We start from the raw sequence: 17,617 nt of genomic DNA on the forward strand, positions 1-17,617 counted from the left end.
CTCCTTGCTGAGAAATTCAACGAAAACAGATAAACATGGAGCCAATACGTTGCAAACATAGAGGCCGCATCATTTGAATTATGATACGGCCTCTTCAGCGCGGTATGTTTTGAATATCACTTTTACATAACTTTCAATAAACCTGGTATTTATAATTTGGTCTTACTATCTAAATAAACCAAATTATGAAAAAGCAACTTCTACTTATCGCAGGCCTTTGCCTCTTAATCTCATCTTGTGCAATTGTTCCCATTACCTATTTTGGTGATAGACTGGCGCCTACAACTTCGGTAGAAATCTATTATTCGGCTCACGATGTGAAACATGAATATAAGGTTATCGGCCATTTAACCTGCCAGAATTTCCTTGATCAGGAAGAAGTAAAACGGAAACTATCTGACTATGGCAAAAACATAGGTGCTGACGCCATAGTTATTTTAGGCACCGATAATGCTAAGAATGACCAGGCAGCTATCGTAACTGCAGATGCATTAAAGTATACAGATAAATAAGAGTAGTTATATTAAAGGTCTCTGTTCAAGAGATTTCCTTTCAGTGAATCAGGGAGTCTTCACTACTCTTTTCAGCACCAATAAATTTTGTCCGTTTAGGCTATAGCCTGAAATGTTATTCTGATACAAGTTTACCAGTTTATCATAGTAAAGCACAACTACCGGCGATTGCTCCATTACCAGGTTATCCATTTGCTGATAAATGGCATAGCGGACCGAATCGTTTTTTACCTGGTAAGTTTGCTCAAACAGGGCATCAAACTTTTTGTTGTTGAAGCCGGTATAGTTAGGTCCGTAGGGGATCTTATTTTTTGAATAGAATACCGATAGATAATTTTCACCATCGGGGTAATCAGCTATCCACTGGCCATAGAAGAAGTTGATACCATTTTTGGATACCAATTCGCGCAAACTGGCGCCCTGGGTAATTTCAACACTGGTTTTTATTCCTATCCTATCCAATTGTCCTTGTACATATTCAATCAGGCTCCGGTAACCTACCGTGGTGGCCAATGATATTTCTGGCAGTCCCTTGCCGTCGGGGAAGCCGGCTTCGGCCAATAGCCGGCGGGCTTTGTCGGGGTCGTAGGAATAACCTTTAACACATTTACCATCAAAGCCCGGCATACCTTCGGGTATAAAACCCGAATAACCGGGTGTTCCCATGCTGTTACGCAGGTATTTGATCATCTTTTGCCTGTCGATAGCATAGTTTATAGCTTGCCGTACTTTCAATATTTTCAGGGGAGATTTTTTCACAATGGCCAGGTTGCTGTCAACCAGCATCCCCAGGTACATGGTATTGAGATATGGGGCAGTATTAAGTATAAATTTGCCTTTATATTTCTGTGTTACCTTGCCCGATTTGGTGAGTATATCATCGCGATAGCTACCATCTATATCATTCAGGAAATCGAGTTTCTTTTTCACAAACTCCAGGAAGGAAGTTTGTTTATCAGCAATGAAGGTCGCCCGTACGGCGTCAAGATACGGCAGATGCACGCCCTTATTATCTTTTTCCCAGTACTTTTCATTTTTGAGCAACACCAGTACCTCGCCTTCTTTCCAATACTTAAATTTAAACGGACCAGTGCCAACAGGGTGGCTACGAAAGTCCTTCCCGTAAAAGTCAACAACCTCCTCAGGCACCACCGAGCAATATTGCGCGGTAAGCAAACTCAGAAACGGCGCAAATGGTTGTTTTAGTTTGATAATGAATGTGCTATCATCAGGAGCAATAAAGGCTTGCTTACCGGCTACCTTATCACTAAAGATCCATGAACCGGATGAAGCCACCTTGGGATCGATTAGACGACTGAAACTATATACAAAATCAGACGCTACAGCCCTGCGACCAATGCCATTTTTAAAATGAGGGTTGTCATGAAAGTAAACATCATTACGCAGGTGGAAGGTATACAACAAGCCATCGGCCGATACATTCCAGGTTTTGGCTATACAGGGAATTACCTTTAAGCTATCATTGATCTGTACCAGACCGTTGAATACCTGGTTATCCATCCATATGGTATAGTGATTGCGGCAAAAAGCAGGGTCGAGCGAGGTGAGGCCTTCCTCAAGGTTGATATTAAAAACTGTTTTATGCCTATCGGCAGATTTTTTTTTGCAGGCCGATATCTGGATCATCAATCCCAAAAGCAACAAGCCGACCAGTTTTTTCATCACAAGCTAATGTAATAATTATTGAATTAGCGAATTAACGAGTTAGTAATTTATTACTTCCAAATGAATTTAAACGGAGGAAACCCGATTTTCCATGGCCTTCTTTTCTTTATTTTAACCCCATCCTCCCGATACCTTTCCAACACCTTCCGGCATCCTTTCCACATACTTCCCGATACCCTCCGGCGTTACTTCCACCACCTTGCGAAACACCATTGTATAAACTACCCATCAAACAAAAAAGCCTCCCCAAAAAGGAAGGCTTTTTATATTCTGAAACGATCAAATTTAAAAATCAAATCCTGACCATCTTATTAAATCTTGCAATCGTGTTAAACTTCTGCTAAATGTTCGCCTGTTACGGTTTCTTTAATTTTAACTTCCAGCTCTTCCATCAGTTCGGGGTTATCCAATATCAATTGCTTAACGGCATCACGGCCCTGGCCCAAGCGGGTTTCGCCATAGCTAAACCATGAACCGGCTTTTTTGATGATGTTGTACTCTACACCCAGATCGATGATCTCGCCGGCTTTAGAGATACCCTCACCAAACATGATATCAAACTCGGCGATACGGAACGGAGGGGCAACTTTATTTTTAACAATCTTCACTTTAACGCGGTTACCAGAAACTTCGTCGGTATCCTTAATTTGTGAAATACGGCGTACATCCAAACGTACCGAAGCGTAAAACTTTAAGGCGTTACCACCAGTAGTAGTTTCGGGGTTACCAAACATTACACCAATTTTATCACGCAACTGATTAATAAAGATACAGCAGCAACCGGTTTTGCTGATGGTACCGGTAAGCTTACGTAATGCCTGCGACATTAAACGTGCATGTAAACCCATTTTAGAGTCACCCATTTCACCTTCAATCTCGGCCTTAGGCACCAGGGCTGCAACAGAGTCGATAACTAAGATATCAATAGCGCCTGAGCGGATCAGGTTATCGGCAATTTCCAAAGCCTGCTCACCGTTATCTGGTTGCGAGATTAACAGGTTCTCAACATCCACACCTAATTTTTTGGCATAAAAACGATCGAACGCGTGCTCCGCATCAATAAAAGCCGCGATGCCGCCTTTCTTTTGCGATTCGGCAATGGCGTGGATAGCCAAAGTAGTTTTACCGGATGACTCCGGACCATATATTTCAATAACCCTGCCTTTAGGTAAACCGCCAACGCCTAAAGCGATGTCGAGCCCTATAGAGCCGGTTGATATTACTTCCTGAGGTTCGATAACAGAATCGCCCAATTTCATGATGGTGCCTTTTCCGTATGATTTTTCCAACTTATCTAAGGTAAGCTGCAATGCTTTCAGTTTATCTGAATTGTTTTTATCTATGTTATTAGCCATCGTATTGTTTTCTTCAACAAATATAAATACTTTATTTACAAATACTAATTTTTTTAGTAATTATTTTAAGGGGTTGATTGGGTTGGAATAAGTTGATTAAGTTGGATTGTTTAGCTTCGATTAAATTGAATTAATAACCTATTCAACTCAATCCAACTTAATCAACCCAATCAACTTACTCCCCCACACTCCGCTTCTTCAATTCCTTACTAATCTTATTAAGTGCCGACTTCTTCTTCGCCTCTTTGGCTTTCTTCACCTTCGCGGCCTCGGCTTTTAATAAAGCTGTTTCGGTGTTGCTGCGCTCATAGTACCTGCAAAACCAGGTGAGCGGGCAAATATCGCATTTAGGGCTACGCGCCACGCAAATGTAGCGACCGTGCAAAATAAGCCAGTGGTGCGCCACGGCTATATATTCTTTAGGAATATGTTTGATGAGTTGTTTTTCGACAGCCAACGGCGTGGTGGCATTGTTGGTAAGCCCTATGCGGTTGGCTACCCTAAATACGTGGGTATCTACGGCCATGGCCGGTTCCTCAAAAATAACCGAGGCGATAACATTGGCTGTTTTACGCCCTACGCCCGGCATCTTCTGCAGATTATCTACTCCCTGCGGAATTTCGCTGTTAAAAACATCAACCAGCATTTTGCCCATACCCACCAAATGTTTGGCCTTATTATTAGGGTAACTTACACTCCTTATATAAGTAAAAACCTCCTCGGGTGTTGAAGCCGCCAAATCTTCGGGTGTAGGGAAGCGCTCAAAAAGCTTAGGTGTAACCTGGTTAATGCGCTTATCGGTACACTGCGCAGATAAAATCACCGCAACCAGTAACTGGAAAGGGTTTTCGTAATGCAGTTCGGTAACGGGATTGGGCTGGTTTTTAGAAAAGTATTCTACAAAGTGTTTGTAACGATCAGCTTTTAGCATTCTTTAGTTCATGGTTGATGGTTCATAGATCATGGCCAAAAGCAAAGTTACGGTTGATATTCGGTTATCCAAATTCACCTTATTAAACTATGATCCATGAACCATCAACTATGAACCATATAAATAGAAAGGTTCATAAATCAATATTGTGGTTTAGGTTTTCCAATTCGCATCGGTAAACTTTGGTCAACAATGGTGATCTATGAACCAGTGAGGGATTGCTTGCTTAGCGCAGGCTCTTCGAGTAATCTAAAATCTGGTGTATGGTTTGCAGTTTGGGCTTTTTGGTTAAAAGGTCCAAATCGGCACGAATTGAATTATAAAAAATCAATTCGTCGGCATCCAGATTTTCTTGTGCGTTCTCGTTCATCAGAGCTTGATTAGCAATTGCATTTAACGTTTTTGTAAAGGTTTCATCCATAAGCTTATTTTACTATAATTTTTATATGATTTATAACGGTGGCTTAAAGATAATATTTTGTTAAATGAAAATTAAATGAAATTTTTCTAAATAGTTTATTTGAATGTTCATTAGTTCACTGGTTCATTAGTTCATTGGTGGATGGCGGTAACAAAAATAGCTCATCAGCATTTTTGCCAATGAGCTATTTTTAGCAAGATTCCGCTTGCAAATACTAATGAACCAGTGAACTAATGAACCAATGAACTAACTTAGTTCTTTAAACTCAGCTCACGCCCCTGCATCATTTTGCGCAGGTTATTCAGCGCGTAACGCATACGGCCAAGGGCGGTATTGATGCTTACATCGGTAATATCGGCAATTTCTTTAAAGCTCATGTCGCCAAAATGACGCATAATCAATACTTCTTTTTGCTCGGATGGTAAAAGCTGGATAAGGCCCTTCAAATCCTTATAGGTTTGTTCCCTAACCATTTTATCTTCAGTACTTTCATCATAATTGCCAAGCACTTCAAAAATATCAAAGTCGTCGCCGTTGCTTACCATTGGCGCGCGTTTTTCACGGCGGAAATGATCAATAACCAGGTTATGCGCAATGCGGGTAACCCAAGGTAAAAACTTACCTTCTTCGTTGTATTTTCCGGCTTTAAGGGTATTTATCACTTTGATAAAAGTATCCTGAAAAATATCCTCGGCAAGGTATTCATCTTTTACAAGTAAGTAAATGGAGGTGTAAATTTTTGACTGGTAACGCCTGATCAATTCTACAAGCCCCGCTTCATCACCGGCAATGTATAGATGGATTAAATCCTGATCACTCTTCAATTGAAAATCCATAGAAAGTACTACTTAAACTTAATTTTTAGTTAAACTCTTAAAAAGTAAAGTATATTCTATAGCGTGCTCCTTAGGGTTAAGAAATTGTTACTTCAAATAAAACAAATTCTGCATTAAAAAACAAATTAAATTTTTCTATGCAGCCATTTTTTAATAATACATCGGGTTTAATTACGGCAAAACAATTTATTATTTGGCGCTATATATTATTAGACTAATTTATATTACCAAAGGTTTAATCAGCACCAAAATAAATTCTAAAAATTGAATTGATAAAAAAATCAGTTGCTGCTCAATTGTATTAAAACCGTTACAAACCTTTTATGTAGTAAATTTATTAAAAAGCTTCAACTTATTGCCCGGCAAGATGTTAAAAAGTGTTAAATGTTAAAATTGCCGTTGCAAAGGATATGTAAGAATTATATTAAGCCTTGGTTTTGCAGATCAAGGATGAGGATATCGATATTTGATGTATCATGTTCGCTCTTAAGGTAAATCTCCGCTAAAATCACGGTTTCATTATCTAACACCACATAAGTAATTACCCTGGCCCCTCCTGACTTCCCCTTTCCTGTCCCGGTAATCGCCAGGCGAACTTTGTAAAAACTATGACCAAGACTGGTTCCAATAATTGGATTGACTTCTAAGTCAGCAATTAGTTTACTGATATCTGATTTTATACCGGGCTGCTTTTTCGCGATTCTTTTAGCTTCTCTACCAAAAGACGAAGCAATGATAACCTTATAGCTCATTTAAAAATGCTCTTGCATCCTGGAGTTCAATCTTTCCTTCTTTATAAAGGTTAATCTCCTGTACAGTCTTTTTTAACCGATCATACATCTTTTGCTCCTGCTTGCTTAACGGTCGTTTTGCAACGTCAGCATCTTTGGCAACATTGTAGTCCAATCCAAAAGCATCCAAAACAGCCTTTATGGCTTTTTCAGTTTTTTTGTCTTCAATATTTACAGTCAGCGTAGTCATGATATCAGCTTGTTATGTAAAAATACAAAATATACCACAATTTAAAAGTATTATCACCACGTCGTTGTATCCCTCAATCCTCACCACAAAAAGGCATCTTAAATAATTAAAAGTCAACAAACTGTAAAGTCGGGTATTTAATTGCAATAATCACCTAAACAAAGTAAAACCGATTTGGATTATGCTAAATATTTTAGGATTTTTGCGCTCGCAAAAAGTTCATAGTTAATAGATCATAGTTCATGGTATAAATTTTGCCTTGAACCGGTTAGCAGCTGCTATGATCTATGATCCATGAACCATGAACTAATTCGAAGAATGAGTAAAGAAGCAGAAAAAGATCCGTCGAAACATATTATCATCAAGGGGGCACGCGTACATAACCTCAAAAATATGGACGTGGCCATTCCCAAGAATAAACTGGTTGTGGTTACCGGCATGTCGGGTTCGGGCAAGTCGTCACTTGCTTTTGATACCTTGTATGCCGAAGGTCAGCGCCGGTATGTAGAGAGCCTTTCATCATATGCCCGGCAGTTTTTGGGCCGTATGAACAAACCCGATGTTGATTATATTAAAGGTATCGCACCCGCCATCGCCATTGAGCAAAAGGTAATCACCTCAAATCCGCGATCAACGGTGGGTACGTCTACCGAGATCTATGATTATTTAAAACTACTTTTTTCGCGTATTGGTAAAACCATTTCGCCCATATCCGGGCAATTGGTAAAAAAGGATTCAGTTACCGATGTAGTTAACTTTATTCTTGCCCTACCCAACGATAGCCAGGTAACCATATTGGCCCCGCTTTATCCGCATAATAACCGCAGCTTAAAAGAAGAGCTGGCTGTATTAATGCAAAAAGGCTTTGTACGGGTTGAATACCAGGGTAAACTATCAAAAATTGAAGCCCTGTTGGAGGATGCCAGCATTGTTGATGATGGCTCATGGCTGGTAGAGGAGCTGAAAGATGAAAGCGAAAAGCCTAAAGCGAAGGGCAAAAAGCTAAAGGTTGTAAGCGATACCGAAACGGCTAATGCTGCAACCCACTCTGCAGATACTTATAATGCTGTACGTATTGTGGTTGATCGTGTTACTAAAAATGAAGAAGATGAAACTATAAGTCGTCTTGGCGACTCGATACAAACGGCGTTTTTTGAAGGTAAAGGCGATTGCTACGTACGTTACCAGCAGCCAGATGCCGAAACAGAAACAGAACGCTTTTTTTGCGACCGTTTTGAGTTGGATGGTATCAAATTTGAAGAACCTACGCCAAACTTTTTCAGTTTTAACAACCCTTATGGTGCCTGCAAAAAATGCGAAGGCTATGGTAAGGTAATTGGCATTGATGAGGATCTGGTTATACCCGATAAAAGCAAATCTATTTACGAAGGAGCCATTGCCCCATGGCGCGGCGAAAAAATGCGCGAGTGGAATGATAACCTGGTAAGGCATGCGCTTAAGTTTGATTTCCCCATCCATCGCCAGTATAACCAGCTTACGCCAAAAGAGCAAAAACTATTATGGACAGGTAATAAATTTTTCCGTGGCCTTGATGAGTTTTTCAAGGAGATGGAAGAGCAAACCTACAAGATCCAATACCGTGTTCTGTTATCACGTTATCGTGGTAAAACTACCTGCCCCGAGTGTAAAGGCAGTCGCCTACGCCAGGATGCATCGTATGTAAAGATCAGCGAACGATCAATCACCGATGTGGTTTTGATGCCTTTGGACACTGCGCTTGACTTTTTCCAAAACATCCAGCTTAACGAAACCGATGCCAAGGTGGGTAAAAGGCTGCTAATGGAAATCACAAACCGGTTGGTGTTCCTGAACGATGTAGGCTTAAGCTACTTAACACTTAACCGTTTATCAAACACCTTATCGGGGGGCGAATCGCAGCGTATTAACCTGGCTACTTCTTTAGGCAGTAGCCTGGTTGGTTCAATTTATGTTTTAGATGAGCCCAGCATCGGCTTACACCCGCGCGATACCCAACGCTTAATTAGCGTGCTTAAATCCCTGCGCGATGTAGGCAACACCGTTTTGGTGGTTGAGCACGAGGAGGAGATCATGAAAGCTGCCGACCATATCATTGATATTGGCCCCGAGGCTGGCACCCATGGCGGTGAACTGATCTTTACCGGCACTTATGATCAAATTATAAAAGATGACAACAGCCTTACCGGCAAATACCTGAGCGGGCGTGAAGAAATTGCCATACCGGCCACACGTCGCAAATGGAACGATTATATTGAAATAAAAGGCGGCCGCGAAAATAACCTGCAACATGTAAATGCCAGGTTCCCTTTGGGGGTGCTTACCGTAGTTACCGGTGTATCCGGCTCAGGTAAAACCAGTTTGGTGAAACGCATCCTGGCTCCTGCCCTGCAAAAAACACTTGGTAATTACTCGGGCGAGCAAACCGGATCATACGATAGCATTGAGGGCGACTACGCCAAAATTGAACAGGTAGAAATGGTTGATCAAAACCCTATCGGTCGTTCATCACGCTCAAACCCGGTTACCTATGTAAAAGCCTGGGACGAGATCCGTAACCTGTTTGCCTCACAAGCTGCTGCGAAAGCGGCGGGCTTAAAACCATCGGCTTTCTCCTTTAACGTAGAGGGTGGTCGTTGTGATGTTTGCCAGGGCGAAGGGGAAGTGAAGATAGAGATGCAGTTTATGGCCGATATCTTTTTAACCTGCGAAACCTGCGGCGGCAATCGTTTTAAACAGCACATTTTGGATGTTACTTATAATGAGAAGAACGTAGCCGAAGTACTGCACATGACTATTGACGAGGCGCTTGTGTTTTTTGCCAAAGAGCCAAAGATCATTGCCAAAATAAAACCACTGGTTGATGTGGGTTTGGGCTACGTACAATTGGGGCAATCATCAAACACGCTATCAGGCGGCGAGGCGCAGCGTATTAAGCTGGCATCGTTCCTGGTAAAGGGTAACAATACCCATAAAACGCTCTTCATTTTTGACGAGCCTACCACCGGTTTGCATTTTGCCGACATTAAAAAACTGCTTAAATCATTTGATGCCCTGTTAGAGCATGGCAACACCATTATTGTAATTGAGCACAATATGGATGTGATTAAATGCGCCGACTGGATCATTGACATTGGCCCCGAAGGCGGCGACCGCGGCGGTAAAGTAGTTTTTGAAGGCGTGCCAGAAAATTTGATCAAAGAAAAAAAATCGCACACCGGGCATTATTTGAAAGAACGGTTTGGAAAGTAATATCTTCTCAAAAAATATAGCAAAAGGCGTTTACAGTATAAAACTGTAAGCGCTTTTTTTCGGCATCTCTCCCACCCAGGCTCGGGGAAATAGCTTTTGAAGATTTGCGTAGCAAAAGGTAGCTCCTATGGAGCAAAAAAGCATAAATTATTTGTTCTACAAATAGGTAGCCGCTATGTGGCATCGAAGATTTAATAAGACGAAAGAATGCCGCATAGCGCAATGGAGTTAAGTTAAGCAATTGACAGGATGCTCCAGAGGAGCAAAAGCTTTGTAGAAAATGAATAAACGTCTTTTGCGTGCCGTAGGTAAGCTACTTAAAGTTCCGTACCTATGGCACGGAGTGTATCGTATTCCGTTATTGCTACAAAGCTTTATCCCCTATGGGGAAGAAAACTCTTAACTTAACGTGAGTTCGATATAAGAACTCCCAAATGTCATTTCGACGAACGGCTCATGGCTTAGTGGAGGGTGAGGAGAAACTACCTCTTGAGCGAAGCGAAAAATCTTATGCGTTATGCAGTCCATCATAGCATATCGTATAATATTTCTCTTTTGCGCAACCGCTCAATCCCGCCCTTGCTCAATCGAAATGACATCCTTTCCTTGATTTACGATAGCTCTTTCTTATATCGAACTCACGTTAACTTAATGACATTACCGCGTAGCGGCTACCTATTGTGCTCATTGAAAGATTTTACCTTGTGAGGAAATGTTTAAAGCGATTTCCCTGCGCTCAGGCTGTTTATTCTTGATAGTCCGACCCTAAATAACTATATTTACGTCATAAGGCCTATATCTTATTCCTATCCCAAAACTACCTATCTGTTAAAGATACGGTAGTGACCACAGCCTGCTAACTTCTAAATCTTAAATCCATGTCGGGTACAAAACACCTCTATGACGCCATTCGTCCTATGTTTGGCGGTCACCTTTCCCAACGCCAGATTGATGGCATCGAAACTATTTTAAAAGCCGCTATAGACGCTGGCATAACCGATAATCGTAAAACGGCTTACATGCTGGGCACTGTTTTTCATGAGTGCGCCAAAACTATGCAGCCCATAACAGAATTTGGCAAGGGTGCAGGCCACGATTATGGCAAAAAATTAAAAATGAATAACGGACCAGGGCACCGCATTCCATACACCGGCCCCGATAAACTATACTACGGCCGTGGCTATGTACAATTAACCTGGTTTGAAAACTACGAAAACATGGGTTATTTACTACACATACCCCTGCTGGAGAACCCAGAATTGGCCTTAGACCCGCCAACAGCTGCTAAGATCATGATTAATGGAATGACCGCTGGCTTATTTACCGGCAAAGGGTTTGACAAATACTTTACGGCCACTACAACCGACTGGGTAAACGCCCGCAAAATCATCAATGGCCTTGACCATGCAGAAGCGATTGCCGGCTACGCGCAAGCATTTTATAAGGGACTAACGGTACCCGTAGTTTAATGAAGTCCCTTTTTGTCTGAACCCGGATTAAACAGATTTTTCGGATTAACAGGGTTTTCTTAAGCCGATAAAATCCTGTTAATCTGAAAAATCCTGGTTAATAAAAGAATGTGCGGTACTACTTACCACCCGTTTTAATATACATATAAACTATGCCGCCAATAACGGTAATAGCCAGTACAATAAGGCCGGTTACGCCTTTCTTTTTATCCTGGCGCATAAGCCACACTAAAAAAGCAACCATTGGCAGTACAAAAACCGCCCAGAATATTAATGATGGAATGTTCATAGAGCCCCCTAACCCCCTAAAGGGGGAATGTTTTGATTTGCAAAAGTACTAAATAAAAAAAATACAAGCCCCCTAAAGTTCCCCCTTCAGGGGGTTAGGGGGCCAGGCTTAAAATATCATTCTCGCCATAGGTGCAACATCCTGCCCTATAAAATCGCCTTTTAAATATTTATAGTAGCCGGCAATGGCAATCATGGCGGCGTTATCTGTACAGTACTGCATGGCGGGTATAAAAGCTTCCCAGCCATTTTTTTCACAAAGCGCGTGCAGGCCCAGGCGTAAGCCGGTATTTGCAGACACGCCGCCTGCTAATGCTACCTGTTTTATACCATACTCTTTGGCTGCCTTTTCAAATTTATTGAGCAATATGGTCACTATCCGTTTTTCAACCGAGGCGCAAATGTCGGCCATGTTTTCGGTGATGAAATCGGGATTTTTAGCTACGTTATCCCTGATGAAATACAGGATTGAGGTTTTTAAGCCGCTAAAGCTAAAATCAAATCCAGGGATCTGTGGTTCGGTGAATTTATAAGCATCCGGGTTGCCCTGGCGCGCATACTTGTCAATCAATGGTCCGCCGGGATATGGTAAACCTAATATCTTGCTGGTTTTATCCATGGCTTCGCCTGCGGCATCATCAAGCGTTTGCCCGATGATCTGCATATCAAAATAATCTTTTACCAACACTATCTGCGTATGCCCGCCTGATACGGTGAGGCATAAAAACGGAAATGCAGGTTTATGATCGCCGATAAAATGAGCCAGTATGTGCGCCTGCATGTGGTTAACTTCAACCAATGGCGCGTTTTGGGCAAGTGCAAAGCCCTTAGCAAATGATACACCAACTAAAAGCGAACCTAAAAGTCCCGGTCCGCGCGTAAAAGCTACTGCATCAATATCATTTTTGTTTACTTTTGCGTTCAATAGTGCTTGTTGAACGGCAGGAACAATATTTTGTTGGTGAACCCTTGAGGCAAGCTCAGGCACAACACCGCCATAAGCTTCATGAATGCTTTGATTGGCAATCACATTGCTCAGGATAACACCATCAACGCAAACAGAGGCCGAGGTATCATCACAAGAAGATTCAATTCCTAATATTACAGGCACGGGTTTTAAATTATTGATTTATTGAATTGGTGAATTAGTGATTTTGTGAACTTTTATCAAACTATCATTTCCTTAAATTGTAAATGAAGGAGGCAAAAAATTCACTAAATCAATAACTCAGTAATTCACTAATTAAAAAAAGCAAAGTTATTAAAAAAGCACTCAAAATAGTAGCCGGGTTGGTGTTGTTGATATTATTGACACTGAGCATACTTTTACTGGCTTTTCAATATAAACCTGTACAAACATGGGCGGCCAAAAAGGCAACCCAATATTTGTCTGACGAGCTGCATACCACCGTAGGCATCAGCAGTCTGTACATTAAGCCCTTCAACACCGTTGTTCTTGAAGGTTTGTATGTACTTGATAAAAAGAAAGACACCCTGCTTAACACACCAAAGTTAGCTGTTGACATCAATGGTTTCTCGCTTTTTAGCAGTATTAAGGCGCGGGTGATCACGTTTTCAAACATCGAATTGGATAATGGATCTTTCTATCTCAAAAAACAAAAAGACAGCACCACCAACCTCGATTTCATTATCAATTACTTTAACTCGCCCGATACTACCAAACCATCGGGTAAACCCTGGACAATTAATTTTGACAGGATCGCCATCAACAACTTCCACTTCCGCTACAAAAACCAGCTGATTGATACGGTAATGGCGCAGGTGAATTTTGATGATATTGATGTGAAACGTTTCAGCACCGTGGTGTTGGATATGGATATCAAAAACCACCTGTTTAAAGGCAATGTGCAAAAGCTTACCCTGCAGGAAAAAAGCGGTTTTTATGTAAAAGACCTCCGGTCGAACATTACTATTGACTCCAACCAGATCCTGGCTCAAAACCTGCACATTAAAACCGGGCATTCTGATTTGAAGGATTATTTCAGGATGAAGTTTAAATCCTTTAATGATTTTAACGAGTTTACTACCAGGGTTTACATGGATGCCGAATTTAAATCGTCTCGCGTGTCATCGGCAGATATCGCTTATTTTACAGACGGACTTGAAAAAGTAAGCTTTGATCTGGGGCTGGAAGGCCGTGCCAAAGGCCCGGTAAGTAACCTTAAATCAAAAGGTGTGACCATTACCGGCGGGCAGGCTACCTTTATTAAAGGCGACTTTAATTTACGGGGCTTACCAGACTGGAACAATACCTTCCTGGAGCTGAAATTTGACCAGATAGCTACCAACAAAAAAGATATCGATTATTTGATCAGCCATTTTTCGGGGCAGCCTAACTTAAAAACGCCCGATATTATCAACAAGTTTGGCAACGTGAACTTTACCGGCAGATTTACGGGTTTACAAAACGACTTTGTGGCTTACGGCATTTTTAAAACCAAAATGGGCCGCTTTGATTCGGACATCAACCTTAAAATCGATAAAAAAGGCAAGCCAAGCTACAGCGGTAAATTGGATGCATTTAACTTCGACCTGGGGGACCTGTTGGACGAAAGCTCGCTCGGCCGTACTACTTTTACCTCAACCGTGAAAGGCAGTGGCGACGATTTAAAAACACTGGCCGAACAGGTTGACGCCCGCATCAATTACATCACCTATAATGATTACACCTATAATAACCTAACTGTTAAGGGATCATTTATTAAAAAGCTGGCCGATGCCCGCATCACCATCAACGATAAAAACGTTAAGCTTGATCTTAAAGGCAAGGTAAATTTAAACCCCGAACTGCCTTCATATGACCTGGTCGCAACCATTAAAGATGCCAGGTTGAATAAGCTGAAGCTAAGCAAAGACACCATTACCCTAAGCACCCAGTTAAAAACAACCTTTGTAGGTAATGATCTTAAAAACTTAGAAGGCAATATTTTACTATCGCCGCTACGGGTTGTTGATCCGCGGAATAATTATTTGGTGGATTCGTTGTACGTGTGGGCAAAGGGTAAAGGCGATTCAAGGGAGATCGCTTTACAATCGGATTTTGCCGATGCTAACATTAAGGGTAGTTTTGACCTTGCCACCCTGCCATCGTACTTCAAAACCATTGTTAAAAAATATATTCCTTCGGTAAAAACAGAAATTGTTACGCCAAAGCCAGAGCATTTTGATTTTAATCTTAACCTCAAAAATCTTGATCCGCTTACTGCCATATTTGTACCGGATTTGAAAATTCCAGACCAGGGAACATTTACCGGGCAGTTTGATTCGGCCAATAAAACGGCTACGTTATCTGGCTATGTTAAAACCATAAAATATGGTAAAATCATTTTCCATGATTTTATTATTGACGAAAGCACATCCGATGACATGCTCGGCCTCAACGTATCCCTCAAAAAGGTTGATTTAACCGACAGCTTGTTTATCAAGGATATTAACATCACCAACTTCCTTAAAAACGACAGTCTTAATTTTAACGTAAAGCTATCTGATAAAAACGCCGTAAACCAGCTGGATTTGTACGGCCTGGTTGAGTTTGGCAAAGATACCACCGCCAAACTAAAACTATTACCGTCTGACGTGATCCTGGAACACGAGAAATGGAAAATTCAAGACCAGGTACGCATCCGCCTGTTGGATGGGAAATCACAGGTATCGGGCTTTGAATTATCAAACGGCGTACAAAAAGTAAGGATCAATGGTTTTATATCCGATAACCCCGCAGACCAACTTAAACTATCCTTCGAAAAGTTTAACATGCGTACGCTAAACCAGCTTACCAAAACATCGGGCATATTTTTAAAGGGGGCACTCAATGGCGATGTGAATATGACAGGCATCACCAAATCGCCAGGGGTAGATGCGCATTTAACCATCGATTCACTTACCATGAACAAAACCCTCATTGGTGATGTAAAGCTGGTATCAACCCTGGGTAACGACCGCAAACAGGCCGATATGAAGCTGAACATTGTTAACCGTGGGCTGGAAACCATGAACATCGCGGGAATTTACGCCTTTGGCAAGGATACCGAAGACAACCTGGACTTTGATGTTAAAATGAACCAAACCGAGGCCATCATTTTTGAGCCGTTCATTAAAGACCTGGTATCTGATATTAAGGGCAATATATCTACCAATTTAAAACTCTCGGGCACTCCATCCAAACCGCAATTAAACGGCGATGTTACCCTGGTAAATACAGGTGTTACGGTTAACTATTTAAAAACAGCCTATACCGTTAACACTAAGCTGAGCGTAAACAATAGTATTATCAAAATTGATAACATGGTATTGAAAGATAAGCGCGGCGGCACAGGTACTGCTAACGGAACCGTTGATTTAGCAAATCCATCAAACCCGGATATTGAGGTTGATCTCATCGCTAAAAATTTGATGGCGCTCAACACAAAATTTAAAGACAACCACGTTTATTACGGCACAGCCTACGGTTCTGGTAAGTTTAGCTTTAAAGGACCGGTTGATAACATGAAAATTGATATTACCGCCAATACCGAGGCTGGTACCATTTTCAATATCCCTTTAAATACTTCATCTACGGCCACTGATTATGATTTTATAAAATTTGTGAGCCATAGCGACACGGCGAAAATGGTTGCCAAAGACCGCGCCTTTAATGGTGTAACCCTTAATTTTGACCTCACCGTTGATGAAAAAACCACGGTGCGCATAGCTACCGACTACGGTTTGCTTGAAGGCAGCGGTACGGCGCACAACCTTAAACTCAATATTAACAGCCTTGGCGATTTTGAAATGTATGGCGACTTTTTGATCACCACAGGCAAGTTTGAATTTACGGCTAAAAACTTCATCAGTAAAAACTTTACGGTGAGCCAGGGGGGCACCATCAGGTGGACGGGCAACCCTTCAAACGCCGAGATAAACCTTAAAGCCCTTTACGAGGTACGTACAGACCGTTCGCCGCTTTACACGGCCGCTGGTTTACAATCACCACAGGGTAACAAACAGGTGCTGGTACAGGCCGAGTTGATCCTTACCAAATCATTGTTACTACCTAATATCGATTTTGATTTTAACTTCCCAACCGACCCATCGGTGAAAGATGATGTTGCCACCTACCTGGCAGATAATAATAACCGCAACCAACAGGCTTTAAGTGTTATTTTGAGGCGCAATTTTTCATCAGGAACCAATAACAATCTTACCAACCAGGTTGTTGGTACCGCCCGCGATGCCGTGAGTGAATTTGCCTTTAATAAACTCAACAGCCTCATTGCGCAATCAAACATTAAATACTTTGACCTTAACATCCGCTCATTCTCTGAAGCCAGCGCATCATTAAAGTTTTTTGATGACAGGTTAATGTTTAATGGAAGCGTGTTTACCAATAACGGCTCAAACGATTTGTTTAATAACAATAACAGCACCCTGTTCAATCAAAAATTTGATGCTATTACCAAGGATTTCGAGGCATTGTACCGCATCAGGAAAGATGGTAACCTTACGGCAAGATATTCATACAGGGTACTTAACAGCACTACCTTAAATAACCTTAATAACCAATTGTTACCGCAATATGTAAATGGTGTGGGCCTTGTTTACCAACGCGATTTTGATACGTTTGGCGAGTTTATCCGCAACCTGTTTCGCAGCGGCAAACGCAAGCAGGCACCTGTAACACCGCTACCAGCTACCAATTCAGGCCCGGTAGTTACAAAATCAGACGATGAGGAATAGGCTTCAGATGTGCAGGTGAAAGAATTTGAAGATTTGAAAATTTGAGGATTTGAAAATAAGTAGTCATTGCAATGATGAGTTGTCTTTTCTAAATTCCCCGCATCCGATAACAAAAAAGCAGGGCAAATGACCGTCCTGCTTTTTTATTCAACA

The 17,617-nt window shown here is 41.5% G+C and carries 13 protein-coding genes; 4 read left to right on the top strand and 9 right to left on the bottom strand.

The genetic code is table 11. The features are described 5' to 3' along the window. Positions 1 to 185 precede the first annotated feature (185 nt). Positions 186 to 512: a hypothetical protein gene (locus tag FHS10_RS14925; RefSeq protein ID WP_259091768.1), complete on the top strand. Its 327-nt coding sequence runs from the start codon at positions 186 to 188 to the stop codon at positions 510 to 512. A 48-nt stretch (positions 513 to 560) separates the two neighbouring features. Here the strand turns inward: FHS10_RS14925 and FHS10_RS14930 are convergent, their stop codons facing one another. From FHS10_RS14930 to FHS10_RS14960, 7 genes are all read right to left on the bottom strand, one after another. Next, positions 561 to 2,195, bottom strand: a complete 1,635-nt coding sequence (locus FHS10_RS14930) for an ABC transporter substrate-binding protein (RefSeq protein ID WP_310504187.1) — start codon at positions 2,193 to 2,195, stop codon at positions 561 to 563. A 332-nt stretch (positions 2,196 to 2,527) separates the two neighbouring features. Next, entirely contained in the window at positions 2,528 to 3,553 is a 1,026-nt protein-coding gene (gene recA, locus FHS10_RS14935; RefSeq protein ID WP_259091769.1) for a recombinase RecA, read from the bottom strand. A gap of 175 nt (positions 3,554 to 3,728) precedes the next feature. After that, a complete protein-coding gene (gene nth / locus FHS10_RS14940) occupies positions 3,729 to 4,484 on the bottom strand; it encodes an endonuclease III (RefSeq protein ID WP_259091770.1) in 756 nt (251 codons plus the stop codon). Between the two features lie 226 nt (positions 4,485 to 4,710). Further along, positions 4,711 to 4,854, bottom strand: coding sequence for a hypothetical protein (locus tag FHS10_RS14945; RefSeq protein WP_259091771.1), 144 nt, complete (start codon positions 4,852 to 4,854; stop codon positions 4,711 to 4,713). 302 nt (positions 4,855 to 5,156) lie between these two features. Beyond that, the gene (locus tag FHS10_RS14950; RefSeq protein ID WP_259091772.1) at positions 5,157 to 5,741 is read right to left on the bottom strand and encodes an RNA polymerase sigma factor; all 585 of its coding nucleotides are present in this window, start codon (positions 5,739 to 5,741) and stop codon (positions 5,157 to 5,159) included. A 419-nt stretch (positions 5,742 to 6,160) separates the two neighbouring features. Next, entirely contained in the window at positions 6,161 to 6,493 is a 333-nt protein-coding gene (locus FHS10_RS14955; RefSeq protein ID WP_259091773.1) for a hypothetical protein, read from the bottom strand. Next, positions 6,483 to 6,722 carry a hypothetical protein gene (locus FHS10_RS14960; protein WP_259091774.1) on the bottom strand — a complete coding sequence of 80 codons (240 nt, stop codon included), beginning with the start codon at positions 6,720 to 6,722 and terminating at the stop codon, positions 6,483 to 6,485. The genes FHS10_RS14955 and FHS10_RS14960 overlap by 11 nt, the downstream gene beginning before the upstream one ends. Before the next feature lie 318 nt (positions 6,723 to 7,040). Here FHS10_RS14960 and uvrA point away from each other — a divergent pair, with 318 nt between their 5' ends. Both uvrA and FHS10_RS14970 read left to right on the top strand, forming a co-directional pair. Further along, the gene (gene uvrA / locus FHS10_RS14965) at positions 7,041 to 9,971 is read left to right on the top strand and encodes an excinuclease ABC subunit UvrA (RefSeq protein ID WP_259091775.1); all 2,931 of its coding nucleotides are present in this window, start codon (positions 7,041 to 7,043) and stop codon (positions 9,969 to 9,971) included. A gap of 878 nt (positions 9,972 to 10,849) precedes the next feature. Further along, complete coding sequence (locus FHS10_RS14970; protein WP_259091776.1) at positions 10,850 to 11,440, top strand: hypothetical protein; 591 nt, start codon at positions 10,850 to 10,852, stop codon at positions 11,438 to 11,440. Positions 11,441 to 11,558: 118 nt separating this feature from the next. Here the strand turns inward: FHS10_RS14970 and FHS10_RS14975 are convergent, their stop codons facing one another. Next, on the bottom strand, positions 11,559 to 11,729 hold the full coding sequence (locus FHS10_RS14975) for a hypothetical protein (protein ID WP_259091777.1): 171 nt from the start codon (positions 11,727 to 11,729) through the stop codon (positions 11,559 to 11,561). A 108-nt stretch (positions 11,730 to 11,837) separates the two neighbouring features. Further along, a complete protein-coding gene (gene tsaD / locus FHS10_RS14980; RefSeq protein WP_259091778.1) occupies positions 11,838 to 12,839 on the bottom strand; it encodes a tRNA (adenosine(37)-N6)-threonylcarbamoyltransferase complex transferase subunit TsaD in 1,002 nt (333 codons plus the stop codon). 197 nt (positions 12,840 to 13,036) lie between these two features. On the opposite strand from tsaD, the gene FHS10_RS14985 reads away from it, so the two are divergent. Continuing rightward, complete coding sequence (locus tag FHS10_RS14985) at positions 13,037 to 17,464, top strand: translocation/assembly module TamB domain-containing protein (protein ID WP_259091779.1); 4,428 nt, start codon at positions 13,037 to 13,039, stop codon at positions 17,462 to 17,464. Positions 17,465 to 17,617 lie beyond the last annotated feature (153 nt).

It is taken from the genome of Mucilaginibacter dorajii (genome assembly GCF_024808255.1).
Lineage (GTDB): Bacteria > Bacteroidota > Bacteroidia > Sphingobacteriales > Sphingobacteriaceae > Mucilaginibacter > Mucilaginibacter dorajii.